This is a genomic window from Streptomyces barkulensis (assembly GCF_002843305.1).
Classification (GTDB): domain Bacteria; phylum Actinomycetota; class Actinomycetes; order Streptomycetales; family Streptomycetaceae; genus Streptomyces; species Streptomyces barkulensis.
This window is the reverse complement of sequence record NZ_PGSG01000037.1, coordinates 18,812-43,359: the sequence shown is the minus strand read 5'-3', so window position 1 is coordinate 43,359 and position 24,548 is coordinate 18,812. Positions and strand designations below refer to the sequence as shown.

The window sequence follows — 24,548 nt, the reverse complement described above, 5'->3', positions numbered from 1 at the left end:
TTGAAGTATTTGGCCTCGGGGTGGTGGACGACGATGGCGTCGGTGGACTGTTCGGGATGGAGCTGGAACTCCTCGGACAGCTTCACCCCGATCCGCTCGGGCCGGAGCAGCTCGGCGATCTTGGCGCGGTCGGCCAGCTCCGGACACGCCCCGTACCCCAGCGAGAACCGCGCCCCGCGGTATTTGAGGGCGAACATGTCCTCGATCGCGTCGGGGTCGTCGCCGGCGAAACCGAGCTCGGCACGGACCCGGGCGTGCCAGTACTCGGCCAGCGCCTCGGCCAGCTGCACCGACAGGCCGTGCAGCTCCAGATAGTCGCGGTAGGCGTTGGCGGCGAACAGCTCGGCGGTGGCCTGGCCGATGCGGGAGCCGACGGTGACCACCTGCAGGCCCACCACGTCCGTCTGACCGGACTCCTTGGGGCGGAAGAAGTCCGCCAGGCACAGCCGGCGCCCGCGGCGCTGGCGGGGGAAGGTGAACCGGCACCGCTCGGCACCGTCCTCACCGAGGACCACCAGGTCGTCGCCCTCGGCGTGGCAGGGGAAGTAGCCGTAGACCACCGCGGCCTCCAGCAGGCTGTCGGTGTGCAGCCGCTCCAGCCAGCCCCGCAGCCGCGGCCGGCCCTCGGCCTCGACCAGCTCCCGGTAGGAGGGCCCGTCCCCGGTGCGCGGCGCCTTCAGCCCCCACTGCCCCTTGAACAACGCGTCCTCGTCCAGCCAGGACGCGTACTCCTTGAGCGGAATGCCCTTGACCACCCGCGTGCCGTAGAAGGGCGGGGTGGGCACCGGATGGTCGGTGGCCACGTCCGAGCGCACCGGCCCGCCCGGCTCCGGCTCGGCCACCTGGGCGGCCGCCGCCTTGACCCGCCGCTGCCGCAGCTCGGGCAGCTTCGCCCCCGGCACACCACGCTTGACACCCATCAGCGCGTCCATCAGCCGCAGCCCCTCGAAGGCGTCCCGGGCGTAGCGGACCTCCCCGTCGTAGAGGGCGTGCAGGTCCTGCTCGACGTAGGCGCGGGTCAGCGCGGCCCCGCCCAGGATCACCGGATACTTCCCGGCCAGGGAACGGGCGTTGAGCTCCTGCAGATTCTCCTTCATGATCACGGTGGACTTCACCAGCAGCCCGGACATGCCGATCACATCCGCGGCGTGCTCCTCGGCCGCCTCCACGATCGCCGACACCGGCTGCTTGATCCCGAGGTTGACCACCGTGTAGCCGTTGTTGGACAAGATGATGTCCACCAGGTTCTTGCCGATGTCGTGCACGTCTCCGCGCACCGTGGCCAACACGATGGTGCCCTTGCCCGCCGCGCCCTCGACCCGCTCCATGTGCGGCTCCAGATGGGCCACGGCCGTCTTCATCACCTCCGCCGACTGCAGCACGAACGGCAGCTGCATCTGCCCGGAGCCGAACAGCTCCCCGACCACCTTCATGCCCGCCAGCAGGGTGTCGTTGACGATGTCCAGCGCCGGACGCTCGGTGAGGGCCTCATCCAGATCGGCCTCCAGACCGCCCCGCTCCCCGTCGATGATCCGCCGCTTGAGCCGCTCCTCCAGCGGCAGCGCCGCCAGCTCCTCGGCCCGGGAGGCCTGCACACTCCTGGTGTCCACGCCCTCGAACAGTTCCAGGAACCGCTGCAGCGGGTCATAGCCCTCCGCCCGCCGGTCATAGATCAGATCCAGCGCCACCCGCACCTGCTCGGCGGGAATCCGCGCGATGGGCAGGATCTTGGCCGCGTGCACGATCGCCGAGTCCAGCCCGGCCTTGACGCACTCGTCCAGGAACACGGAGTTGAGCACCATCCGCGCGGCCGGATTCAGACCGAAGGAGATGTTCGACAGCCCCAGCGTGGTCTGCACCCGCGGATGCCGCCGCTTGAGCTCACCGATCGCCTCGATCGTGGCCACCCCGTCCCGGCGGGACTCCTCGGTACCGGTACAGATGGTGAACGTCAGGCAGTCGATGAGGATGTCCTCCTCCCGGATACCCCACCTGCCCGTCAGATCCGCGATCAGCCGCTCGGCCACGGCCACCTTCTGCCCGGCCGTACGCGCCTGCCCCTCCTCATCGATGGTCAACGCGATCAGCGCCGCCCCGTGCTCGGCCGCCAGCGCCGTGATCCGCGCGAACCGGGAGCCGGGCCCGTCACCGTCCTCGTAGTTCACACTGTTGATCACCGCCCGGCCGCCCAGCTTCTCCAGCCCCGCCGCGATCACGGCCGGCTCGGTGGAGTCCAGCACCACCGGCAGCGTGGAGGCCGTCGCCAGCCGCCCGGCCAGCTCGGCCATGTCCGCCACCCCGTCACGGCCCACATAGTCCACACACAGATCCAGCAGGTGCGCGCCCTCGCGGATCTGCTCCCGCGCGATCTCCACGCAGTCCTCCCACCGCCCTTCCAGCATGGCGGTGCGGAACTTCTTCGACCCGTTGGCGTTGGTGCGCTCCCCGATCGCCAGATACGAGGTGTCCTGCCTAAACGGCACCGCCTGGTACAGCGACGCCGCCCCCGGCTCCGGCCGCACCTCCCGCCCCGCCGGCACCACTCCCCGCACCCGCTCGACCACCTGCCGCAGATGCTCCGGCGTCGTCCCGCAGCACCCACCCACCAGCGACAGCCCGTACTCGGCCACGAACGACTCCTGCGCATCCGCCAGCTCACCCGGCGTGAGCGGATAGCGCGCACCGTCGGCGGTCAGCTCCGGCAGCCCCGCGTTCGGCATACAGGACAGCGGGATGCGGGAGTGCCGCGCGAGGTAGCGCAGATGCTCGCTCATCTCCGCCGGACCGGTGGCACAGTTGAGCCCGATCATGTCGATGCCCAGCGGCTCCAGCGCCGTCAGAGCCGCACCGATCTCACTGCCCAGCAGCATCGTGCCGGTCGTCTCCACCGTCACCGAGCAGATCACCGGCACCGACCACCCGGCCGCATCCAGCGCCCGCCGCGCCCCCAGCACCGCCGCCTTGGTCTGCAGCAGGTCCTGGGTCGTCTCCACCAGCAGCGCGTCCGCACCCCCCGCCAGCAAACCCTCGGCATTGGCCTGATAGGCGTCCCGCAGCGTGCGGTACTCGACATGGCCCAGGGTGGGCAGCTTGGTACCCGGCCCCATCGCCCCCAGCACCCACCGCTGCCGCCCCGTGTCCCGCGTGAAGGCGTCGGCCACCTCCCGCGCCACCCGCGCCCCGGCCTCGGACAACTCCTCCACCCGGCCGGCGATGTCGTACTCCGCCAGCGCCGCGAAGTTGGCACCGAAGGTGTTGGTCTCCACACAGTCCACCCCCACCGCCAGATACGCCTCGTGCACCGAGGCCACGATGTCGGGGCGGGTGACGTTGAGAACCTCGTTACAGCCCTCCAACTGCTGGAAGTCCTCCAGCGACGGATCGGCCGCCTGCAGCATCGTGCCCATCGCCCCGTCCGCCACCACCACCCGCGAGGACAACGCCTCACGCAGGGCATCGGCGCGGGGGGTCTTCGACGTCCCGGCGGAGGCGGGTCCGGCGGTCGGCGTCGGGTCGAGGTCGTGCGAAGTCGGCGAAGCTGCCATGGAAGGGCTCCCAGAGATGCGACGGCTGTCGGCTTTGCGTCTTCCATCGGGAAGCGCACCCGGCCAGGGTATCTGTCGGCGCCGTGGGAGCCGCAGGTGTTCCGAGGCGTGGACGCCGGACGGCTACCGCGGTATCGGCATGATCCGATAGCGTTCGACATTGTCGAATGCCGTCTTCCGGCCCACCGAGAGAAGCCAACAGAGGAGAGGTGCGCGATGGCCCGGACCATCCAGTCGCTGGAGCGGGCGGCGGCGGTGCTGCGGCTGCTCGCCGGGGGTGAGCGGCGCCTCGGGCTGTCCGACATCGCCTCCACCCTGGGCCTGGCCAAGGGCACCGCCCACGGTCTGCTGCGCACCCTCCAGCAGGAGGGCTTCGTCGAGCAGGATCCCGCCTCGGGCAGGTACCAGCTGGGTGCGGAGCTGCTGCGGCTGGGCAACAGCTATCTGGACGTCCACGAGCTGCGGGCCCGCGCCCTGGTATGGACAGACGACCTGGCCCGTTCCAGCGGGGAGAGCGTCTACCTGGGCGTGCTCCACCAGCAGGGCGTGCTGATCGTGCACCATGTCTTCCGCCCCGACGACAGCCGGCAGGTACTGGAGGTGGGTGCGATGCAGCCACTGCACAGCACCGCGCTGGGCAAGGTGCTGGCGGCGTACGACCCGGTGGCCCACAGCGAGGCGATGGACTCCGAACGCGAGGCGCTGACCGCCCGGACGATCACCGATCCGGAGTCGTTCGAGGAGGTCCTGGAACTGACCCGGTCCCGCGGCTGGGCGGCCGACGTCGAGGAGACCTGGGAGGGGGTCGCCTCCATCGCCGCCCCCGTGCACGACCGGCGCCGGATGCCGGTGGGCGCCGTGGCCGTCACCGGCGCGGTGGAGCGGGTGTGCGCGGACGGGGAGATACAGCCGCGGCTGGTGGCGGCCGTACGGGACTGCGCGCGGGCGGTGTCGCGCGACCTGGGCGCGGGCCGTTTCTGAGCCACCGCGTTCCACGCCGCTCCGCCCGCGTCGGCTCGCCGAGCCGCCGACCTGCCGGCTCGTTGTCCCGCCCTTGTGAGTCTATTCATCTGCTTGGCACATTATTTGTTCGATTCAGGCCGCCGTCCGGTTCGGGGCAGTCGCCCCTGGGCAGTGTCCGGGGGCACCCCGCTCACCCCGGCCTCACCCGATCGCTTTCGCACGGTTTCGGCCGTGCGGCCCGTGTTCGCCGTCACGATCCGCCGCTCGCACCCTTGACGAGATGTTCGACTGAGGCGAAACTGCCGTTCGGCGGTCGACAATGTCGAACAGTGAACGGGACTCGGTCCGCCTCCCCCACTTCTTCCATCTGGCTCCCTCCGGACAAGAGCAAAGGAGTCGCGGGTGTCCAGCTCCGACATATTCCTGGGCGAGGTCATCGGCACCGCCGTCCTGATCCTGCTGGGCGGCGGCGTCTGCGCCGCCGTCACGCTCAGACGATCCAAGGCCGCCGGCGCCGGCTGGGTCGCCATCACCTTCGGCTGGGGATTCGCCGTCCTCACCGCCGCCTACATCTCCCTGGGCCTCTCCGGCGCCCACCTCAACCCGGCGGTCACCGTGGGCATCGCCGTGCAGAGCGGGGAGTGGGACAAGGTGCCCGTCTACTTCGCCGGCCAGCTGCTCGGCGCCATGGCCGGCGCCGCCCTGGTGTGGGTCTCCTACTACGGCCAGTTCCTGGCGCACCTGACCGACCGCGAGGTCGTCGGCGGCCCCGGTGCCCAGACGACGGCCGCCGCCGACCGGCAGCGCTCCGACGCCCCCGGCCCGGTGCTCGGCGTCTTCTCAACCGCCCCCGAGATCCGCAGCCCCGTGCAGAACATGGCCACCGAGACCATCGCCACCGCCGTGCTGGTCCTGGCCATCCTCACCCAGGGCCTCACCGAGGGACTGGCCCTGTCCGGCACCGGCGTCCTCGTCACCGCCCTGGTCGTCGTCGGGATCGGCCTCTCGCTGGGCGGCCCGACCGGGTACGCGATCAACCCCGCCCGCGACCTCGGGCCGCGCATCGTGCACGCCCTGCTCCCACTGCCCAACAAGGGCGGATCGGACTGGGGCTACGCCTGGGTCCCGGTGGCGGGCCCCCTGCTGGGCGGAGCGTTCGCGGGCGTCCTCTACCGGCTCGCGTTCGCCTGACCGGCTCCCGCTCTCCCCACCCCTCCCCCGATCCCCCGGCGCCATCCCGCCGCCCACCCATGGAGCACCCCGACATGAGCGACACCCGCCGCGAGTTCATCGCCGCCATCGACCAGGGCACCACCTCCAGCCGCTGCATCGTCTTCGACCGGGACGGCCGTATCGTCTCGGTCGGCCAGAAGGAACACGAGCAGATCTTCCCCGAGCCCGGCCGGGTCGAGCACGACGCCAACGAGATCTGGGCCAACGTCCAGGAGGTGATCGCCGAGGCCCTGGACAGGGCGGGCATCACGCGCGAGGACGTACGGGCGCTGGGCATCACCAACCAGCGCGAGACGACGCTGCTGTGGGACAGGGCCACCGGCGAGCCGGTCCACAACGCCATCGTCTGGCAGGACACCCGCACCGACGCGCTCTGCCGGGAGCTGGGCCGCAACGTCGGACAGGACCGCTTCCGCCGCGAGACCGGCCTGCCGCTCGCCTCCTACTTCGCGGGCCCGAAGATCCGCTGGCTGCTGGACAACGTCGAAGGACTGCGCGAGCGCGCCGAGGCCGGCGAGATCCTCTTCGGCACGATGGACTCCTGGGTGATCTGGAACCTCACCGGCGGCACGGAGGGCGGCGTGCACGTCACCGACGTCACCAACGCCTCCCGCACCCTGCTGATGAACCTGCGCACCCTGGACTGGGATCCGCGCATCTGCGAGTCCATGGGCGTGCCCATGGCGGTGCTGCCCGGGATCCGCTCCTCCGCCGAGGTCTACGGCGAGGCCCGCGGGGCACTGGAGGGCGTGCCGGTGGCCTCCGCGCTGGGCGACCAGCAGGCCGCGCTGTTCGGCCAGACCTGCTTCTCGCCGGGCGAGGCCAAGTCGACGTACGGAACCGGTACGTTCCTGCTGCTCAACACCGGTTCCGAGGCCGTCAACTCCTACAACGGCCTGCTGACCACCGTCGGGTACCGCATCGGCGACCAGGACCCGGTGTACGCGCTGGAGGGATCGATCGCGGTCACCGGCTCGTTGGTACAGTGGATGCGCGACCAGATGGGTCTGATCAACAGCGCCGCCGAGATCGAGACGCTGGCCAGCTCGGTGGAGGACAACGGCGGCGCCTACTTCGTCCCCGCCTTCTCCGGGCTGTTCGCCCCCTACTGGCGCTCCGACGCCCGGGGCGTCATAGCCGGCCTGACCCGTTACGTCACCAAGGCGCACATCGCCCGCGCGGTGCTGGAGGCGACGGCCTGGCAGACCCGCGAGATCGTCGACGCGATGGAGAAGGACTCCCGCGTCGAGCTGACCGCCCTGAGAGTGGACGGCGGCATGACCAGCAACAACCTGCTGATGCAGTGCATCTCCGATGTCCTGGACGCTCCGGTCGTCCGGCCGATGGTCGCCGAGACCACCTGTCTGGGCGCCGCCTACGCGGCCGGCCTGGCCGTCGGCTTCTGGCCGGACACCGACGCCCTGCGAGCCAACTGGCGTCGGGCCGCGGAGTGGACGCCCCGGATGGAGGCCGACGTGCGCGAACGCGAGTACAAGAACTGGCTCAAGGCCGTGGAGCGGACCATGGGCTGGCTCGAAGAGGAGAACTGATCCACATGAACACCCTCGAAAGCGCCCCCACCCTCGGGGCGCGCCCGGCCGCCGGCCCGGACCCGGGCCGTGCCGAGACACGGGAGGTGCTGGAGGGCGCGGTCTTCGACCTACTGGTCGTCGGCGGCGGCATCCTGGGCACCTCGGTCGCCTGGCACGCGGCGCAGTCGGGGTTGCGGGTGGCGATGGTGGACGCCGGCGACTTCGCCGGCGCCACCTCCTCCGCCTCCTCCAAACTGGTCCACGGCGGGCTGCGCTACCTGCAGACCGGTGCGGTGAGGCTGGTCGCCGAGAACCACCACGAGCGGCGGGTGCTGGCCCGGGACGTGGCGCCGCACCTGGTCAACCCGCTCACCTTCCACCTGCCGGTCTACCGGAGCGGTCCGCACGGCGCGGCCAAGCTCGGCGCGGGCGTCTTCGCCTACTCCGCCCTGTCCGCCTTCGGCGACGGGGTGGGCCGGCTGATCTCCCCGGCGAAGGCCGCCGCCGACAACCCGGCCCTGCGCACCGAGGGCCTCAAGGCGGTCGCGGTCTACGGCGACCACCAGATGAACGACTCCCGGGTCGCGGTGATGACCGTCCGCGCCGCCGTGGACTCCGGCTCGGTCGTCCTCAACCACGCCGAGGTCACCGGTCTGCGCTTCACCCACGGCCGGGTCACCGGCGCGGAGCTGAGGGACCGGCTGGACGGCACGGAGTTCAAGGTGGACGCCCGGCTGGTGCTCAACGCCACCGGACCGTGGGTGGACCGCATGCGGCGGATGGAGTACGCGGGCGCGGCGCCCAGCGTCCGGCTGTCCAAGGGCGCGCACCTGGTGCTGAGGCGGACGGCGCCGTGGCGGGCGGCGCTGGCCACGCCCGTCGACAGGTACCGCATCACCTTCGCCCTCCCCTGGGAGGACCACCTGCTGCTGGGCACCACCGACGAGGCCTACGAGGGCGATCCGGCCGAGGTGTCGGCCACCGACGCCGACGTCCGGCAGATCCTGGACGAGGCCGCCTTCTCCGTGCGCGACGAGCAGCTCTCGCCGGATCTGGTGACCTACGCCTTCGCGGGCCTGCGGGTGCTGCCCGGCGGCCCGGGCGGTGTGGAGTCGGCCAGGCGGGAGACGGTTCTCACCGAGGGCCGCGGCGGGATGCTCTCGGTCGCGGGCGGCAAGTGGACCACCTACCGGCACATCGGCCGCACCGTCCTGAGGAAGCTGGCGACGCTGCCGGGCACCGCGCGGACCGGCTTCGCCGAGGACGCCGTGCCGGTCTCCGAGCTGGTGCGGCGGGTGCCGCTGCCGGGGGTGGCCAACCCGGACGCGGTCGCCCACCGGCTGCTGGTGGACCGTGGGCCGGGCACCCGGCTCGACCCGCTGACCGCCAGGCACCTGGCGACCCACTACGGGGCGCTGGCGTTCGACATCGCCCGCCTGGTGCACGAGGACCCGGCGCTGGGCGAGCGCGTCCACCCGGACGCCCCGGAGATCTGGGCGCAGGTCGTCTACGCCCGCGACCGTGAGTGGGCCGCGACGGCGGACGACGTGCTGCGCCGCCGCACCACGCTGACCGTCCGCGGCCTGGACACCGAGGAGGTCCGCGCCGAGGTCGCGAAGGTGCTGGACGCACGGCGGCCCTGACGCCCCCGCCCCGGTGCTCCGCGGGCCCGTACGGCGGCTTCCCGCCCGCCGTACGGGCCCGCGCGCCGTGGGCGGCTGCGGCGGTATCCGGACGGATCACCGCCGCACGGCCCGGGAAGGAGTGTGATGGCTGCGGCGCGGGCACGGTCACGCCGTAGGCTGGGCCCGCACGGTAATGGAACGTCAGCCGGTACGGAGCGTGTGCTCCGGTCGGCCGGAAGGAGGCACTGGGTGATCGAGCTCGAGGGGGTTCCCGAGCTGGTCGACCCGGTCATGGTGGCCGCGTTCGAAGGCTGGAACGACGCCGGTGACGCCGCCTCCGCCGCGGTCGCGCATCTGGAGCGGGAGTGGAAGGGCGAGGTGTTCGCGGCGCTGGACGCCGAGGACTACTACGACTTCCAGGTCAACCGTCCCCAGGTGTGGCTGGAGGGCGGTGTGCGCAGGATCACCTGGCCGACGACCCGCCTGTCGGTGGTGCGGATCGGTGACGCCGACGGCCGGGGCCGCGCCCGCGATCTGGTGCTGGTGCGCGGTATCGAGCCGAGCATGCGCTGGAGGTCCTTCTGCAACGAGATCCTGGGGTTCGCCCACGAGCTGGGTGTGGAGATGGTCGTCGTGCTCGGCGCACTGCTCGGGGACACCCCGCACACCCGGCCGGTCCCGGTCACGGGTGTCACCTCCGACCCGGACCTGGCCCGCACAATGGACCTGGAGGAGTCCCGGTACGAGGGCCCCACCGGCATCGTCGGCATCCTCCAGGAGGCGTGCGGCCACGCGGGCGTGCCCGCGGTGAGCCTGTGGGCCGCGGTGCCGCACTACGTCTCGCAGCCGCCCAACCCGAAGGCGACCCTCGCCCTGCTCAACCGCCTGGAGGACCTGCTGGACGTGCGGATCCCGCTGGGCGAACTGCCGGAGGACGCCCGGGCCTGGCAGCTGGGCGTGGACCAGCTCGCCGCCGAGGACAACGAGGTGGCCGAGTACGTGCAGTCGCTGGAGGAGGCCCGGGACACCGCGGAGCTGCCGGAGGCGTCGGGCGAGGCGATCGCCAAGGAGTTCGAGCGCTATCTGCGGCGGCGGGACGGCCAGCCCGGCGGCCACGCCGGGGGCGGTACGGCCGCCGAGGGCGGCTCGTACCTGCGCGACACCTCGGCCGGGGGGCGTACGCGTCCGGCGAGGCCGCCGGAGGACGGGCCGGAGCGCGGCGCGCGGGGCGCCGGAGGCGGGGGCGCCGGCCCTCAGGGCGCGGAAGGCGGGGACGGCACGGATGATACGGACGGCACGGACGGCACGGACAGCGGCCCTCAGGGCCCGGAGAAGGGCGACTGAGCCCACAGCGAGACGACGCGAGACGCCCGGGGCGCCCGCCGTTCGGCGGGCGCCCCGGGCGTCTTCCGTCGCGTGCTCGGACGCTCAGAGCGCGACGCCCAGCAGGGCGTCCACGGCCCGCGACACCAGGCCGGGCGCGCCGGTGTCCGTACCGCCGTCCGCGTTCTGGCGCTCGGCCCAGCGGTCGACCGCGGCCAGCGCGGCGGGGGCGTCGAGGTCGTCGGCGAGGGCGGCGCGGATCTCCTCCACCAGCGCGTCGGCCGGCGGGCCGTCGGGGCGGGAGACTGCGGCCCGCCAGCGCCCGAGCCGGGCCACCGCCTCGTCGAGAACGGCGTCGGTCCACTCCCAGTCGGCGCGGTAGTGGTGGGCCAGCAGGGCCAGGCGGACGGCGGCCGGGTCGGTGCCGTCGCGGCGCAGCGCGCTGACGAAGACCAGGTTCCCCTTGGACTTGGACATCTTCTCGCCGTGGAGGGCGACCATCCCGGCGTGGACGTAGGCGCGGGCGAAGGGGTACTGGCCGGTGAGCGCCTGCGCGTGCGAGGCGCCCATCTCGTGGTGGGGGAAGGCCAGGTCGGAGCCGCCGCCCTGGACGTCGAAGCCCATGCCCAGGTGGTCCAGGGCGATGGCGACGCACTCGACGTGCCAGCCGGGGCGGCCGGGGCCGAGCGAGCCGCCGTCCCAGGAGGGCTCGCCCTCTCGGGCGGCCATCCACAGCAGCGGGTCGAGCGGGTTCTTCTTGCCGGGGCGGTCCGGGTCGCCGCCGCGCTCGGCCGACAGGTGCCGCATCGTCTCGGCGTCCAGACCGGAGACCTCGCCGAAGTGGGGGTCGGAGGCGACGGAGAAGTAGACGTCGCCGTCGAGGTCGTAGGCGGCGCCGGTCTCCCGCAGCCGCTCGATGACGGGGACGATCCCGGGTATGGACTCCACGGCCCCGATGTAGTGCCTGGGCGGGAGCATCCGCAGGGCGGTCATGTCCTCGCGGAAGAGCGCCGTCTCGCGCTCGGCCAGCGCCGTCCAGTCCTCACCGGTGGCGGCGGCCCGCTCCAGCAGCGGGTCGTCGACGTCGGTGACGTTCTGCACGTAGTGGACCTGCCGCTTGGTGTCGAGCCACACGCGCTGCACGAGGTCGAACGCGTTGTAGGTCGCCGCGTGCCCGATGTGGGTCGCGTCGTACGGCGTGATGCCGCAGACGTAGAGGCGGGCGACGGGACCGGGGGCGAGGGTCACCCGTCCGCCGGTCGCGGTGTCGTGGAGGCTGAGGTCTCGGCCCTGACCTGGCAGGGCGGGCACCTCGGAAGCGGGCCAGGCATGCATGGTCATGAGCGTAACCGGCACGCTGTGCCGTCCACGAACGGGATGCGCGCAATGGCCTGAACCGAGGCACCGCGGCCGATGTGGCCCACTTGACGGACCGCCGCCGGCCGGGTCCGTCCGCCCGGGCTGGGCGGGCGGGACGTGCGGGGCGGGGCGTGCAGGACGGGGCGGGCGGACGGATCCGGCGGCTCAGACGGGGGGCCAGGGGATCGCGGGCCAGTCGCCGCCGGGCAGCGGGTGGCGGCCGGCGGCGATCAGGGCGTCGGTCCGCTTGCGCAGGGCGTCCAGCTCGGCGGAGGTGATCAGCCCGGCCAGCCGGGTGGCGAGCGGCCCGCCGTCGGCCAGCGCGGCGGACAGGCCGCGCAGCGCTTCCAGCGCCTCCCCGGGCAGCGGCTCGCCCGCCCAGCCCCACAGCAGGGTGCGCAGCTTGTCGTCGGTGTGGAAGGTCACACCGTGGTCGATGCCGTACAGCTTTCCGTCCGGGGCGGTCAGCAGGTGCCCGCCCTTGCGGTCGGCGTTGTTGATCACCGCGTCGAGCACGGCCAGCCGGCGCAGGCGGGGATCGTCGGCGTGCACCAGCAGCGCGGTGCGGTCCCCGCCCACGCCGACCGGGACGACGGGCTTCCAGCCCGGTCCCGGCTCCCCCTCCTCCACCAGCGCGAGCAGTTCCGCCGCGGCGGGCCCGCCGTCCTCCCCCGGCTCCTCCGTACCGTCCGGCCGGGGGCCGATCCACAGCTGGCACATGCCCTCGCCGTACGGGCCGTCGCGCAGCACGGTCGGCGGCACCAGACGCCAGCCCAGGGCCTCGGAGACCTCGTAGGCGGCCACCTCGCGCCGGGCGAGACAGCCGTCGGGGAAGTCCCACAGCGGGCGCTCCCCGCGTACCGGCTTGTAGACGCAGGGCACCTCCCGCCCGCCGTCCCCGCCTTCCGCGCCCGCCCCGGCGACCGTGCAGTACAGCACCGTGTTGGAGGCGCCGCCGAGGCGTCCGCGCACCGTCAGCTCACCGTCGGCCAGCAGTTCGGCCGGCGGTGAGCCGTCGTGGTCCGCCTCCGGCCTCACAGGCCGCGGCGGTATCCGTTCTGGCGCGGGCATACGTGTCCCTCCGGGTCGAGCGGCAGACTGCACAGCGGGCACGGCGGCCGGCCGGCCTTGACGACCTCCATGGCGCGCTTGGCGAAGGCCCGGGCCGTGGTGCCGCTGATCCTCACGCGCAGCACCGGCGGGCCGTTCTCGTCGTCCCTCAGCAGCCTCTCCTCGGCCTCGGCCAGATCCTCGTCGGAATCGGCCTCGATCTCGACGAGGGCCTGCGCCTCCACGATCACGCACTCGTCCTCGCCGTCCCAGGCCAGCGCCATGGTGCCGACCCGGAACTCCTCCTCCACCGGAGCCCGCAGGGGGGCGTTGTCGGCCGTCTCGGCGGGCGCGACGGCCGGGACCGGGGCGCTGCCGCCGGTGCGCCGCACGACCTCGTCCAGCAGTTCGTCTATGCGCTCGGCGAGCGCCTCGACCTGTGCCTTCTCCAGGGCGACGCTGGTGGTGCGGCCGGCCGCGGACGCCTGGAGGAAGAACGTCCGGCGGCCAGGCAGCCCGACCGTGCCGGCCACGAAGCGTTCCGGGGGGTCGTAGAGGAACACCTGACGGGACACGTTCCTGCTCCATCGGTCGACTGCTGGGACACTGGCACCCTACTGCGCCCGGCGATCACCGTGCCGACCACCGCACCCGCCACCGTGTCCGCCGCGGTGTCCGCCGCCGCGCCGGGTGCCGTGCCGGGCGGACGCCCGTACGGTGCGGGCGGCTTCCGGGTGCTCTCCGGGTGGCGCTGTCAGGCGCCGCCCCCGACGACCGCGTCCCCGTCGCCGCCGGCCCGAGGCGTGCCGTGCGCGGCGTCCGCCTCGCGCGGAGCGAGCGAGGCGAGGTCACCGGTGTCGCCCAGCCGCAGCAGGAAGGGACGCAGCGGGGTGTAGCGGATGGCGGTGACCGAGCAGGGCTCGACGTGGACGCGCTGGAAGAGGTCCAGGTGCATGCCGAGGGCGTCGGCGACCAGCGACTTGATGATGTCGCCGTGCGAGCACACCAGATAGGTGGCGTCCGGCCCGTGCTCCCGCTCGATCCGCTCGTTCCACTCCCGTACGGCCTCCACCGCCCGGGCCTGCATACCGCGCATCGTCTCGCCGCCGGGGAAGGCCGCGGCCGAGGGGTGCTGCTGGACGGTGGCCATCAGCGGCTCCTCGTTCAGCTCGGCGAGCTTGCGGCCGGTCCAGTCGCCGTAGTCGCACTCGCCGACGCGCTCCTCGGTGTGCAGCGGCAGGTCCGGCCTGGCGGCGGCCAGCGGCGCCAGGGTCTGGCGGCAGCGCTCCAGCGGGCTGTGGACGGCGGCGGTCAGCGGGAGCGCGGCCAGGCGCGCGGGGAGGGCGGCGGCCTGGGCGGCGCCGAGCTCGTCCAGCTCGACCCCGGGGGTTCGTCCGGCCAGCAGTCCGGAGGTGTTGGCGGTGGACCGGCCGTGCCGGACGAGGAGCAGCGTGGGCATGGCAGCCAGCGTAGGCGAGGGCGGCGGGGCCGAGTAGGGGCGGGGGCGGAGGCCGGGCGGACGGCCGCCGCACACGCCGCCGGGCCGGCGGGGGAGAATCGTGGGTGTGATTGTGGACTGTGCGATCTACCGGGACGGGCGCCGCGCCGAGGACCCCTCCGGCCTCGCCGAGGCCTTCCGGGCGGCCCGCGCGGACCGCGAGGCCTTCGTGTGGATCGGACTGCACGAGCCCACCGAGGAGGAGTTCGGTCAGGTCTCCCGGGAGTTCGGGCTGCACCCGCTGGCGGTGGAGGACGCCCTGTCGGCCCACCAGCGGCCCAAACTGGAGGTCTACGAGGACTCGCTGTTCCTGGTGCTCAAGCCGGTGGACTACGACGAGGCGGCCGACACGGTGCGCACCGGGGAGCTGATGCTGTTCCTCGGCGACTCCTTCGTGGTGTCGGTGCGGCACGGCACGACCAACCCGCTGGGCTCGGTGCGCGAACGGCTGGAACGCGACCCGCGGGTGCTGCAGCACGGTCCGACGGCCGTGCTGTACGCGGTGAGCGACGCGGTGGTCGACCACTACATGGAGGTGGCCGCCGAGCTGCAGATCGATCTGGAGGAGCTGGAGGAGGAGGTCTTCACCCCCGGCGGAACGGCGCGCGGCACCGTGGCGAGCCGCATCTACGCCTTCAAACGCCAGGTGCTGGAGTTCCGCCGGGCCACCGGTCCGCTGGCGGAGCCGATGGAGCGGCTGGCGGGCATCGGCGTACCGTTCGTGCACGACGACTCGCGTCCGTTCTTCCGCGACGTCAGCGACCATCTGACCAGGGCGAACGAGCAGGTGGAGGCATTGGACCGGCTGCTGTCGGACATCCTGTCGGCCTATCTGGCGCAGGTGGGCGTCCGGCAGAACGACGACATGCGCAAGATCTCGGCGTGGGCGGCCATGGCGGCGGTACCCACCATGATCGCCGGGGTGTACGGCATGAACTTCGACCACATGCCCGAACTGGCCCACCCGCTGGGGTACCCGGGGGTGGTGGTGGTGATGGTCGCCGTGAGCGCCGGCCTGTACCGGTTCTTCAAGCGCCGGGGCTGGCTGTAGCCGCGTCCCCGGGCCGGGCCGCCGCCCCGGCCCCGGGCTCCGCCTCGGGGTCGGGCCCGCGCCCGGGTTCGGGCAGTGCGGGCAGTGCAGGCGGTGCGGGCGGTGCGGGCGGTGCGGGCGGTGGATCCAGGCACACGGCACGGTGCCGGCCGGCCAGCCGCTCGTAGGCGTACCGGGCCTGGACACGCCCCTCCAGCACCACCGACCTGGCCATGCTCCAGCCCAGCAGATGGCCGGTGCGGGCCAGTACGGCGAGGGCGGCGTCGCGGTGGGCACGGGCCTCCGCCAGCGCGTTCTCCCTGAGCACCAGCTCGACGGCGGCGACGTGGCCGGCGCGGGCGAAGCCCAGCATCCCCTCGCGGCACCAGGCCCGGTACTCCCGTTCGGCGCGGAGGACCTCCCGGACCGCCTCGCCGGTCCCGGTGCGGACGGATGCCTGCCCGGCCAGGCGGGCGAGCCATGCGGCGGCGCGGGACGAGGCCGCGTACCCGTGGGCGAGGTGGGCGAGGACGTCCCGCTCGCTCAGCGGCTGCCCGCACCTCATCCGGACGTGCGCCGGGCAGTTCCCCCGCCGCTCCAGGAGGGCGGCGTGGTCCGCCTCGGGGGGCACCTCGGCCGGTTCCAGACCGCAGTCGGCGAGCAGCCCGGTCAGCAGCCGGGCGTGCCGCTCCTGAATCTCGCCGTACCGGGCCATCGCGGGTGCGAGACCGCGCCGGCCCTGGGGGACGAGGGCGGCGATCCGGCGGTTCTCCCGGCCGTTGCGCGCCTGGGCCGCGGCGGCCAGCGAGCACAGCAGCCGGAAGGAGGCGTCGTCGTCGAGGACCTCCCGCACCAGGTCCCTTCTGCGCAGCATGGCCCGACACCTTCCGTGGACGTATCCGCAGAAACCCGAGTCAACCGGCGCGGGCGGGCCGCGGCAACAGCTCACCCCCGCCCCTGCGCCGAACGGGCGTGTCCGCCGTGCCCGGCGTAACCCCGGAGGCTGCGCGCCGTTGTGCCGGGAGACGGCCGTGGCGGGGAGGACCCCCGAGCCCCCACCACGGCCGTGGACACACCTCGGCGCGGGGTGCGGCCGGACGGTTCGGTCCGGTCGCACCCCGCGCGGCGTTCACGGCGGAGGCGGAGAAACCGGGGGCGGAGTGCCGGAGGCGGAGAGCCGGGGGCGGCGGCTCCTCAGGAGGCGGCCCCGGACCGCTCCAGGGCCTCCACCCCGGCCCGCAGCGCGGCGATCCGCTCCTCCAGGGTGAAGCCGGCCGGCGCCAGCGACAGGGTGGTCACCCCGGCCGCGGCGTAGGCCCGCATCCGGTCGGCGATCCGCTCGACGGAGCCGAGCAGCGTGGTGGAGTCGATGAGCTGCCGGGGCACGGCGGCCGCGGCACCCTCCTTGTCGCCGGACAGGTACCTGTCCTGGATCTCGGCGGCCTCCTTCTCGTACCCCATGCGCCGGGCGAGCCGGTTGTAGAAGTTCTGCTTGCGGCTGCCCATGCCGCCGACGTACAGCGCGGTGTACGGGCGGAAGGTGTCGGCCAGGGCGTCGATGTCGTCGCCGAGGGCCAGCGGCACGGTGGGCGCCACGTCGAAGCCCTCCATGGTCAGGCCCGCCTTCTCGCGTCCGGCCCGCAGCGCGCCGAGCGTGGTCTCCTCGGCGTGCTCGGGGGCGAAGAAGATCAGCAGGGCGCCGTCGGCGATCTCGCCGGTCTGCTCCAGGTTCTTCGGGCCGATGGCGGCGATGTACAGCGGGATCCGCTCGCGGACGGGGTGGACGGTCAGCTTCAGCGGCTTGCCGGGGCCGTCGGGCAGCGGCAGCGTCCAGTGCTCGCCGGAGTGGGTCAGCCGCTCGCGGGACATCGCCTTGCGGACGATCTCCACGTACTCGCGGGTGCGGGCGAGCGGCTTGTCGAACCGCACCCCGTACCAGCCCTCGGACACCTGCGGCCCGGAGACGCCCAGGCCCAGACGGAAGCGTCCCTTCGAGAGGGTGTCGAGGGTGGCGGCGGTCATGGCCGTCATGGCGGGGGTGCGGGCGGGGATCTGGAAGATGGCCGAGCCGACGTCGATCCGCTCGGTCTGGGCCGCCACCCAGGCCAGGACGGTGGGGGCGTCCGATCCGTAGGCCTCGGCGGCCCAGCACACGGAGTAGCCCAGCCGGTCGGCCTCCTGGGCGACCGCGAGATTGTCGGCGTCCATCCCGGCGCCCCAGTAGCCGAGGTTGATCCCGAGCCTCATCCGCGTCCCCTTACCGATCGGTAACGTGCCCGTCGCCGGGACTCTAGCGCGCGGCCGCAAGTACTCTCAACGCCCATGGAGCACAGGCACGTGGGCCGCACCGGCCTCCGCGTATCCCGGATCGGGCTCGGTACTCTCACCTGGGCGAGGGACACCGGGGAGCGGGAGGCGGCCGACCTGCTGAAGTCCTTCTGGGAGGCCGGCGGGACGCTGGTGGACACCGCCGACGTGTACGCCGACGGCGGCGCCGAGTACCTCCTGGGCCGGCTGGTGCAGGATCTGGTGCCCCGCCGGGATCTGGTGATCGCCACCAAGGCGGGCGGCGTACCCGACCCCGAGCGTCACTTCGACTGCTCGCGCGGTCATCTGCTGGCCGCGCTGGACGCCTCCCTGGAGCGGCTGGGCACCGACTACGTCGATCTGTGGCAGGTCCACGCCTACGACCCCTTCACCCCCCTGGAGGAGACCCTCCAGGCCCTCGACACCGCGGTGGCCAGCGGCCGCGCCCGCTACGCGGGGGTGGCGGGCTTCTGCGGCTGGCAGCTGGCCAAGGCCGCCACCTGGCAGCTCGCCGCCCCGGGGGCGCGCACCCGGCTGGCCGGCGTCCAGATGGAGTACTCCCTGCTCCAGCGCGGTGTGGAGCGGGAGGTGCTGCCGGCCGCGCTGGACCTGGAGGTGGGGCTGCTGGCGTCCTCGCCGCTGGGCCGGGGCGTGCTCACGGGCAAGTACCGGCACTCCACCCCGCCGGGCTCGCGCGGGGCGTCGGAGCATCTGGCGCCCTTCGTGGAGCCCTACCTGGACGACGCGGCGGCGCGGATCGTCGACGCGGTCGCCACGGCCGCCGACGGGCTGGCCGTCACCCCGCTCCAGGTGGCACTGGCCTGGGTACGCGACCGGCCCGGGGTGGCCGCGCCGGTCATCGGCCCGCGCACCTCGCAGCAGCTCGGCGAGGCTCTGTCAGTGGAGGGCCTTACGCTTCCCGACGAGATCTGCCGGGCGCTGGACGATGTGTCGGCCCCGGTGCACCGCTATCCCGATCACGACTGGAGCACGCTGTGACCGCGTCCGGCGCCGACAACGCCGATCAGGCCCGCCAGACCCCCGCCCCGGGCGCCCCGGACAAGGCCGCCGAGCTCATGGCCGCCGTACGCGCCGTGGAGAGCGGCGAGCGTTCGGCCACCGAGTTCTTCGCCGAGCCGAGGCCCGCGCCCCGGCCCCGGCGCGCCGCCCCGGCCGCCCGGCCCGGCGGCCCCGGCGGTCCCCAGGCCGTACCGGGCGGCGGCCCGGTGGCCGTGCCCGAGGGCGTCACCGCGCTGCTGGCCGAGGGCGGCGCGCCCGCGGCGCTGGGCACGGCCGTGGTGGAGGCCTTCGGCGAGGGCGCCGAGGAGGTGCTGCGCGCCGATCCGTGGGAGCTGCTGGCCGTTCCGGGCGTGGCGCCGGAGCAGGCGGACGGCTTCGCGCGGGCGCTGCTGGGGCCGGAGGGCGGCCCGGGCGACGAGCGGCGCTGCCGGGCCCTGGCGGTGTGGCTGCTGGAGCGGGCGGCGCTGTCCGGGCACACGGTGCTCGCCCCCGGGAAGCTGGCCGAGGGCCTGGCCCGGTACGGCGTACCGGACGCGGAGACGGCGGTGGGCGAGGCGGTCGACGCGGGCGCGGTGCTGGCCTTCGAGGACGCCGTCGAGGAGGGCCCCGCAGCCGGGGAGGCCGGGGCCGGGGCAGCCGGGGCCGGGAACACCGTGGCGGGCGAGGAGGAAGAGGAGGGCGGGCGGCCCGTACGGCTGCTCGTCGGCCTGGAGCGCCACGCGCTGGCCGAGGAGAGCCTGGCCGAGGGTCTGGCCCGGCTGAGCAGTACCTTCGCCCCGCCCGGCGAGGAGGAGGCGGCCCGCTGGGAGGAGGCCGCGGGCAGGGCGCCCGGCCCCTCCGCGGCCGAGCTGGTGCGCACCGCCGCCCGCGGCGGCCTGGTGGCGCACACCGGCGGCGAGGCCGCCCGTGCCGAGCCGGCGGCGCTGGTGGCCGCGGCCCGGGCGCTGGGACTGCGGGCGTACGCCGCCGCACACAGCGAGGACGGCAGGCGGCGGCTGGCGGCGTTGCTGGATGCCGGAGGCGGTGGCGGGGGCGGCCGGAGCGACGGCCCGGACGGGGACGGCCCGGACGGCGGCATGGGCCCGGCGGCCGTCACCGTCGACGGGCTGCTGGCCGGCCGGGAGGGCCCCGGGCGCGACGAGGAGGGCGCGTACGCGCTGGATCTGCTCGCCGTGCTGGACGCCCCCCAGCTCAACGCCGAACGCGCGGCGATGCTGGTCGAGGCGGTGCCGGACGGTGCGCGGCTGGTCCTCAGCGGCGATCCGCACCTGCTCGGCTCGGCGGGTGCCGGCCAGGTGCTGGCCGATCTGCTGGCGGCGCGCGTCTGCCCGCAGGTGGTCTCCCGCACCCCGGATCCCGGGCCGGTCGGCGAACTGGTCTCGGGCATCGGGATCGGCGAGCTGAACCAGGTGGAGGCGCCCGGCCGGGAGGTGGTGATCGTCCCGGTGCGCGACGCCGGGGAGGCGGTGCACCGCACCGTGCAGCTCGTCGCCGACTCGGTGCCGCGCGCGCTGGGGGTGCCCGCCGGACTGACGCAGGTGATCACGCCCGGCCACGGCGGCGCCGCGGGCACCCGGGTGCTCAACGCCGCGCTCAAGGAGCGGCTCAACCCCGGACCCGGCCGGTTCGGCGGCTTCGACCCGGGCGACCGGGTGGCCCACTCCCCCGCCCCCGGCCACACCGCGCTGGGCACGGTGGTGTCGGGGGACGAGGAGGGGCTGCGTCTGGACTGCTCCGGCCGCGCCGTCACCGTCCCGCGCGGGCGAGTGGCGCGGACGGTGCGGCACGGCTGGGCGATCACCGCCCACCAGGCCGTCGGGACGCGCTGGCCGGCGGCCGTGGTGGTGCTTCCGGGCGACGCGGTCCCGGCCCTCAACCGCGCCTGGGTCTACACGGCGTTCGGCCGCGGCGAGCGGCATCTGTCCGTGGTGCACGGTGTGGATCAGGCGCTGCCGCGGGCGGTGGAGCGGATCCCGGCCCCGGAGCGCACGACACGTCTGCGCACGCTGCTGCGCGCGCAGGCGGCGCAGGCGGCCCCGCCTCCGGAGGCCGCGGGCTGACCTCCCGGCGGCGCGCTCCTGCCACCGGAGGCAGGGACGGGGGCCGGCGGCCCCCCGGCGGCCCCCCGGCGGCAGGGGCGGGCCCGGGTCAGTCCGCGGCCCGGAGCACCGGCCCGCGGTCCCCGTCCTCGCCGTAGAGGTCCTCCTCCTCGTCGAAGACGGCGCTGACGTCGAAACGGCACACGACCTGCTCGGGGTCGGCCCCGTCGAAGGGCGAGCCCAGCCACTCCCCCGGCTCGGCCGGCTCGTCGCCCGCGATCACCCAGAGCGTGGAGTCGCCCTCCTCCAGACCGAACTCCTCGTGCCGGGTGGCGATCTCGTCGGGTTCGTACTCGCCGAACAGCACGCTGAGGGCGGCGTGCACCCCGCTCCCGGCGAAGGGGCCCTCCAGCGCCTCCTCGTCCGCGTCCGCCGAGTCCGGGTCGAGCGCGGTGACGCGCTGCGCCTGGGCCATCAGCCGCTGCGGCTCCACCACGGTGTAGTCGCGGCGGATGAGGACGCCGATGGTGCTGGGCTCCTCCGGCCCGGCGTAGGCGGGCATGCTGTCGCCGCCCGGGATCTCGAAGGGTGTGACCTCGTCGTAGACGTCGTACAACAGCTCGTCGTACGCCTCGCCCGCCGCGGCGAGTTCGTCGAAGGCGGCGTGGACGGCGGCCTCGGCCCGGGCGGCCCCGGCACCCGAGCCCCCCTCGGCGGACCGTCGTTCGACGGCTTCGAGGTGACGGTCCAGCGCGGTCTTCAACGCTTCGGCGGCGGCTCGTACCTCGGCAGCACCGGGCTGCGCAGCATCAGACATAGTGCAGACGCTATCCGTACCGGGGCCCCGCACGCACAATAGATGTGATGCCGGAATACGAATTTCGTGATGTGTACGTCCCGCGCGGGGTCTCCCGCAAGGCCGCCACACGTCTGCTGACCGAACACGCCGAGTACGGACACTGGGAACTGGACCGCCTCAGGCTCAACTCCGACGGCAGCCGCCAGGTGCGGCTGCGGCGGCGGATCATCCGCCAGCTGCGCGCCACCTGGTGACGCGGCAGGCGGAAGGAGCGGGCCCCGACCCCGGTAAGGGGCGGAGCCCGCTCCTCGTCGTGCTTTTGTCCGTGACTCCCGGCGCCGGTCAGCCCCGCATGGCGCGGGCGCGCCGGTAGAGCAGGGCGCCGCCGAGCAGCACTCCGGCGCCGACCGGGACGACCGTGCCCAGCCCGCTGCTGCCGGTCTGGGCCAGCTCGCCGCCCATGACCTGGGGAGCGGGCTTCTCGGGGGCCTCGGCACGGGGCTCGTCCCTCTTCTCCGGCTGCTTGGGCTCCTCCGGCTTCGGCTTCTCCGGCTGCTTGGGCTCCTCCGGCTTCGGCTTCTCCGGGTGCTCGGGCCCGGGCTTCTCCGGGGACGGCCTGTGGTCGCTGACGTTGGCGCACTCGTTGCCGGCGGCCGGGTTGAGCGCGCCCACCACGTTCACGGAGTTGCCGCAGACGTTGACCGGCGCGTGCACCGGGGCCTGGACGGTGTTGCCGGACAGCACGCCCGGCGAGCCCGCGGCCACACCCTCGGCCCTGGCGCCGCCGTCGCCGGCGTGCTTCCCGTGCTGCTTGCGGTCGTGGCTCTTGCCGTGCTCCCTGCCCTGCTCCCAGTTCTGCCCGCCGCGGTCCTCCTGGTGGCCGCCCTGCTGGTGGCCGCCCTCGTGGCCGCCCCGGTGCCGGCCGCCGTCGCGGTCGCCCTGCCGGTGGCCGCCCTGCTGGTGGCCGCCTCGGTGGTCGTCCACGTTGGCGCACTTGTTGCCGAAAGCCGGGTTGAGGCCGCCGCCGACGGTCGCGGTGTTGCCGCAGGCGTTCACCGGCGCGTGCACCGGGGCCTGGACGGTGTTGCCGGACAGCACGCCCGGCGAGCCCGCGGCCACGCCCCGGGCCTCGGCGTCCGCGTGGGCGGCGTGGCCGCCCGTCATGGCCAGCACGCCGCCGGCAGCGGCGATGGTGATCAGGCCCTTCCTTGTGACCTGTCGCATGTGTACTTCCCCTTGCCCTCTGATGTGCGGGTGGCTTGCGGTCTACGGGTTGTGCGCGGGCAGGAGGCACTCCTCGACTCCCCGCCCGCCGAAACAGCGGCCCCGGAGCGCATGGCGCGCGCTCCGGGGCCGCCGCGCACAGGCCCTTCACGGGCCCGGGCGCGACGTCAGTCGTTGACGCAGAAGTTGCCGAAGGCGGGGTTCAGCAGCCCGATCACGCTGACCGTGTTGCCGCAGACGTTCACCGGGACGTGGATCGGCGCCTGGATGACGTTGCCGGAGATGACACCGGGGGAGCCGATGGCAGCGCCCTGGGCACCGGAGTCGGCGGCGGCCACACCCGCGCCCGCGAGCACGAGACCACCGGTGGCAGCCGCGACGGCGACGACCTTCTTGATCATTCTTCCTCCTTGTTGGCAATGCGATCCCAGCCGCGGACCGCACTCCCTGTAACGACACCGGAGGAGGCGGGCTACGGCCCGGGGGCGCATTCACCCGTCCTGGTCACACGCGCACACATGGACGATTACCGAGGAGGCCGGGCGTACGGCGCCGGGCCGGTCAGCACTGGTCGAGGAAGCGGTCCAGCACCCGCACGCCGAACTTCAGCCCCTCCACCGGCACCCGCTCGTCCACCCCGTGGAACATCCCGGCGAAGTCCAGCTCCGGCGGCAGCTTCAGCGGGGCGAACCCGAAGCAGCGGATGCCCAGGTCGTCGAAGGACTTGGCGTCGGTGCCGCCGGAGAGCATGTACGGCACGGCCCGCGCGATCGGGTCCTCGGCCTTCAGCGCGGACTGCATGGCGTCCACCAGGGCGCCGTCGAAGCCGGTCTCCAGCGCCTTGTCGGCGTGCACGTCCTCGCGCCTCACGCGCGGGCCCAGGATCCGGTCGAGGTCGGCCAGGAACTCCTCCTCGTGGCCGGGCAGGAAGCGGCCGTCGACATGGGCGGTGGCCTGGCCGGGGATGACGTTGACCTTGTAGCCGGCGCCCAGCATCGTCGGGGCCGCGGTGTTGCGCAGCGTCGCCCCGATCAGCTTGGCGATGCCGCCCAGCTTCTCCAGGGTCGCGTCCATGTCCTCCGGGTCCAGCTCCACGCCGAGGGCGTCGGAGAGCTCGTCGAGGAAGGAGCGCACCGTCTTGGTGACCCGGACCGGGAACCGGTGCCGGCCCAGCCGGCCGACCGCCTCGCACAGCTCGGTGATCGCGTTGTCGGTGTTGGTCATCGAGCCGTGTCCGGCGGTGCCGTCCACGGTGAGCCGCATCCAGTGCATGCCCTTCTCGGCGGTCTCCACCAGGTACAGCCGCAGCTTCTCGTTGACGGTGAAGGAGAAGCCGCCGACCTCGCCGATCGCCTCGGTCACGCCCTCGAACAGCTCCGGGTGGCGTTTGACCAGGTGCTTCGCCCCCCAGGTGCCGCCCGCCTCCTCGTCGGCGAGGAAGGCCAGCACGATGTCGCGCGGGGGCCTGCGGCCGCTGCGCAGCCGGTCGCGCACGACCGCCAGCGTCATCGCGTCCATGTCCTTCATGTCGACCGCTCCGCGGCCCCACACGCAGCCGTCGGCGATCTCGCCGGAGAACGGATGGTGGGTCCAGTCCTCGGCGTTGGCCGGGACGACGTCGGTGTGCCCGTGGATGAGCAGCGCGGGCCGGGAGGGGTCCTCGCCCTCGATCCGGGCGACGGTCGACGCGCGGCCCGGGTGCGACTCGAAGATCTCCGGCTCCAGTCCCACCTCCGCGAGCTTCTCCGCCACGTACTCGGCCGCGGCCCGCTCGCCCGGCCCCGAGTGGTCGCCGTAGTTGCTGGTGTCGATCCGGATGAGATCGCGGCACAGGTCGACGACCTCGTCCTCGCCCCTGACCGCGTCGGCCGCGGTGGTGGTCGCGTTCGGCTCGCTCACACTGCCTCCTCGTGTTGCGGGGATCCGCGCCCATCCTCCCGTCTCCGGGGCCCGGGGCACAGGAGCCGGGGTGATCGCCCGGCTCCGCTCCAGTGCTATGGT

General features: G+C 73.8%; 20 protein-coding genes. 9 read left to right on the top strand and 11 right to left on the bottom strand.

From position 1 onward, the window contains the following. Positions 1-3,545: methionine synthase (gene metH / locus CUT83_RS09110; RefSeq protein WP_101255360.1), on the bottom strand; the 3,545-nt coding region annotated here is incomplete at its 3' end. A 216-nt stretch (positions 3,546-3,761) separates the two neighbouring features. Here metH and CUT83_RS09105 point away from each other — a divergent pair. The 5 genes from CUT83_RS09105 to CUT83_RS09085 all read left to right on the top strand — a co-directional run bounded on the left by CUT83_RS09105 (position 3,762) and on the right by CUT83_RS09085 (position 10,242). Further along, a complete protein-coding gene (locus CUT83_RS09105; RefSeq protein ID WP_101255354.1) occupies positions 3,762-4,526 on the top strand; it encodes an IclR family transcriptional regulator in 765 nt (254 codons plus the stop codon). A gap of 384 nt (positions 4,527-4,910) precedes the next feature. Then, positions 4,911-5,699, top strand: coding sequence for an MIP/aquaporin family protein (locus CUT83_RS09100; RefSeq protein WP_101255353.1), 789 nt, complete (start codon positions 4,911-4,913; stop codon positions 5,697-5,699). 74 nt (positions 5,700-5,773) lie between these two features. Continuing rightward, positions 5,774-7,291, top strand: coding sequence for a glycerol kinase GlpK (glpK, locus tag CUT83_RS09095; RefSeq protein ID WP_101255352.1), 1,518 nt, complete (start codon positions 5,774-5,776; stop codon positions 7,289-7,291). A 5-nt stretch (positions 7,292-7,296) separates the two neighbouring features. Then, positions 7,297-8,916, top strand: a complete 1,620-nt coding sequence (locus CUT83_RS09090) for a glycerol-3-phosphate dehydrogenase/oxidase (protein WP_101255351.1) — start codon at positions 7,297-7,299, stop codon at positions 8,914-8,916. A 231-nt stretch (positions 8,917-9,147) separates the two neighbouring features. After that, positions 9,148-10,242, top strand: coding sequence for a PAC2 family protein (locus CUT83_RS09085; protein WP_101255350.1), 1,095 nt, complete (start codon positions 9,148-9,150; stop codon positions 10,240-10,242). A gap of 84 nt (positions 10,243-10,326) precedes the next feature. On the opposite strand, the gene mshC is transcribed toward CUT83_RS09085, so the two are convergent. From mshC to CUT83_RS09065, 4 genes are all read right to left on the bottom strand, one after another. After that, positions 10,327-11,556: a cysteine--1-D-myo-inosityl 2-amino-2-deoxy-alpha-D-glucopyranoside ligase gene (gene mshC, locus CUT83_RS09080; RefSeq protein ID WP_101255359.1), complete on the bottom strand. Its 1,230-nt coding sequence runs from the start codon at positions 11,554-11,556 to the stop codon at positions 10,327-10,329. A gap of 189 nt (positions 11,557-11,745) precedes the next feature. Next, positions 11,746-12,651, bottom strand: a complete 906-nt coding sequence (locus tag CUT83_RS09075) for an SCO1664 family protein (protein WP_101255349.1) — start codon at positions 12,649-12,651, stop codon at positions 11,746-11,748. Further along, on the bottom strand, positions 12,615-13,205 hold the full coding sequence (locus CUT83_RS09070; RefSeq protein ID WP_101255348.1) for a DUF3090 domain-containing protein: 591 nt from the start codon (positions 13,203-13,205) through the stop codon (positions 12,615-12,617). Before CUT83_RS09070 ends, CUT83_RS09075 begins: the two co-directional genes overlap by 37 nt. A 179-nt stretch (positions 13,206-13,384) precedes the next feature. Next, positions 13,385-14,089 (bottom strand): histidine phosphatase family protein, encoded by a 705-nt coding sequence (locus CUT83_RS09065; protein WP_101255347.1) that lies wholly within the window; start codon positions 14,087-14,089, stop codon positions 13,385-13,387. A gap of 97 nt (positions 14,090-14,186) precedes the next feature. On the opposite strand from CUT83_RS09065, the gene corA reads away from it, so the two are divergent. After that, entirely contained in the window at positions 14,187-15,179 is a 993-nt protein-coding gene (corA, locus tag CUT83_RS09060; RefSeq protein ID WP_101255346.1) for a magnesium/cobalt transporter CorA, read from the top strand. Here the strand turns inward: corA and CUT83_RS09055 are convergent. Next, on the bottom strand, positions 15,157-16,032 hold the full coding sequence (locus tag CUT83_RS09055) for a hypothetical protein (protein ID WP_101255345.1): 876 nt from the start codon (positions 16,030-16,032) through the stop codon (positions 15,157-15,159). The genes corA and CUT83_RS09055 overlap by 23 nt on opposite strands. Before the next feature lie 320 nt (positions 16,033-16,352). Then, entirely contained in the window at positions 16,353-17,405 is a 1,053-nt protein-coding gene (locus CUT83_RS09050) for an LLM class F420-dependent oxidoreductase (protein WP_101255344.1), read from the bottom strand. Positions 17,406-17,480: 75 nt separating this feature from the next. Between CUT83_RS09050 and CUT83_RS09045 the strand changes: the two genes are divergently transcribed. Continuing rightward, positions 17,481-18,464, top strand: coding sequence for an aldo/keto reductase (locus CUT83_RS09045; RefSeq protein ID WP_101255343.1), 984 nt, complete (start codon positions 17,481-17,483; stop codon positions 18,462-18,464). 77 nt (positions 18,465-18,541) lie between these two features. Then, positions 18,542-20,545, top strand: coding sequence for a helix-hairpin-helix domain-containing protein (locus tag CUT83_RS09040; protein ID WP_101255358.1), 2,004 nt, complete (start codon positions 18,542-18,544; stop codon positions 20,543-20,545). An 88-nt stretch (positions 20,546-20,633) separates the two neighbouring features. On the opposite strand, the gene CUT83_RS09035 is transcribed toward CUT83_RS09040, so the two are convergent. Continuing rightward, positions 20,634-21,341: a hypothetical protein gene (locus CUT83_RS09035; protein ID WP_101255342.1), complete on the bottom strand. Its 708-nt coding sequence runs from the start codon at positions 21,339-21,341 to the stop codon at positions 20,634-20,636. Positions 21,342-21,388: 47 nt separating this feature from the next. Between CUT83_RS09035 and CUT83_RS09030 the strand changes: the two genes are divergently transcribed. Continuing rightward, positions 21,389-21,577: a DUF5703 family protein gene (locus tag CUT83_RS09030; protein WP_093662929.1), complete on the top strand. Its 189-nt coding sequence runs from the start codon at positions 21,389-21,391 to the stop codon at positions 21,575-21,577. An 88-nt stretch (positions 21,578-21,665) separates the two neighbouring features. Here CUT83_RS09030 and CUT83_RS09025 read toward each other — a convergent pair whose 3' ends face one another. The 3 genes from CUT83_RS09025 to CUT83_RS09015 form a co-directional block, all read right to left on the bottom strand. Beyond that, positions 21,666-22,547: a chaplin gene (locus tag CUT83_RS09025; protein WP_101255341.1), complete on the bottom strand. Its 882-nt coding sequence runs from the start codon at positions 22,545-22,547 to the stop codon at positions 21,666-21,668. 167 nt (positions 22,548-22,714) lie between these two features. Continuing rightward, the gene (locus CUT83_RS09020; protein WP_093851602.1) at positions 22,715-22,948 is read right to left on the bottom strand and encodes a chaplin; all 234 of its coding nucleotides are present in this window, start codon (positions 22,946-22,948) and stop codon (positions 22,715-22,717) included. A gap of 160 nt (positions 22,949-23,108) precedes the next feature. Then, positions 23,109-24,446 (bottom strand): M20/M25/M40 family metallo-hydrolase, encoded by a 1,338-nt coding sequence (locus CUT83_RS09015; protein WP_101255340.1) that lies wholly within the window; start codon positions 24,444-24,446, stop codon positions 23,109-23,111. Positions 24,447-24,548 lie beyond the last annotated feature (102 nt).

Coding starts and splice junctions, on each gene's coding strand:
- CUT83_RS09105 (WP_101255354.1), top strand. CDS start 3,762: ATGGCCCGGACCATCCAGTCGCTGGAGCGGGCGGCGGCGGTGCTGCGG.
- glpK (WP_101255352.1), top strand. CDS start 5,774: ATGAGCGACACCCGCCGCGAGTTCATCGCCGCCATCGACCAGGGCACC.
- CUT83_RS09090 (WP_101255351.1), top strand. CDS start 7,297: ATGAACACCCTCGAAAGCGCCCCCACCCTCGGGGCGCGCCCGGCCGCC.
- mshC (WP_101255359.1), bottom strand. CDS start 11,556: ATGCATGCCTGGCCCGCTTCCGAGGTGCCCGCCCTGCCAGGTCAGGGC.
- CUT83_RS09075 (WP_101255349.1), bottom strand. CDS start 12,651: ATGCCCGCGCCAGAACGGATACCGCCGCGGCCTGTGAGGCCGGAGGCG.
- CUT83_RS09065 (WP_101255347.1), bottom strand. CDS start 14,089: ATGCCCACGCTGCTCCTCGTCCGGCACGGCCGGTCCACCGCCAACACC.
- CUT83_RS09055 (WP_101255345.1), bottom strand. CDS start 16,032: ATGCTGCGCAGAAGGGACCTGGTGCGGGAGGTCCTCGACGACGACGCC.
- CUT83_RS09050 (WP_101255344.1), bottom strand. CDS start 17,405: ATGAGGCTCGGGATCAACCTCGGCTACTGGGGCGCCGGGATGGACGCC.
- CUT83_RS09045 (WP_101255343.1), top strand. CDS start 17,481: ATGGAGCACAGGCACGTGGGCCGCACCGGCCTCCGCGTATCCCGGATC.
- CUT83_RS09040 (WP_101255358.1), top strand. CDS start 18,542: ATGGCCGCCGTACGCGCCGTGGAGAGCGGCGAGCGTTCGGCCACCGAG.
- CUT83_RS09035 (WP_101255342.1), bottom strand. CDS start 21,341: ATGTCTGATGCTGCGCAGCCCGGTGCTGCCGAGGTACGAGCCGCCGCC.
- CUT83_RS09030 (WP_093662929.1), top strand. CDS start 21,389: ATGCCGGAATACGAATTTCGTGATGTGTACGTCCCGCGCGGGGTCTCC.
- CUT83_RS09025 (WP_101255341.1), bottom strand. CDS start 22,547: ATGCGACAGGTCACAAGGAAGGGCCTGATCACCATCGCCGCTGCCGGC.
- CUT83_RS09020 (WP_093851602.1), bottom strand. CDS start 22,948: ATGATCAAGAAGGTCGTCGCCGTCGCGGCTGCCACCGGTGGTCTCGTG.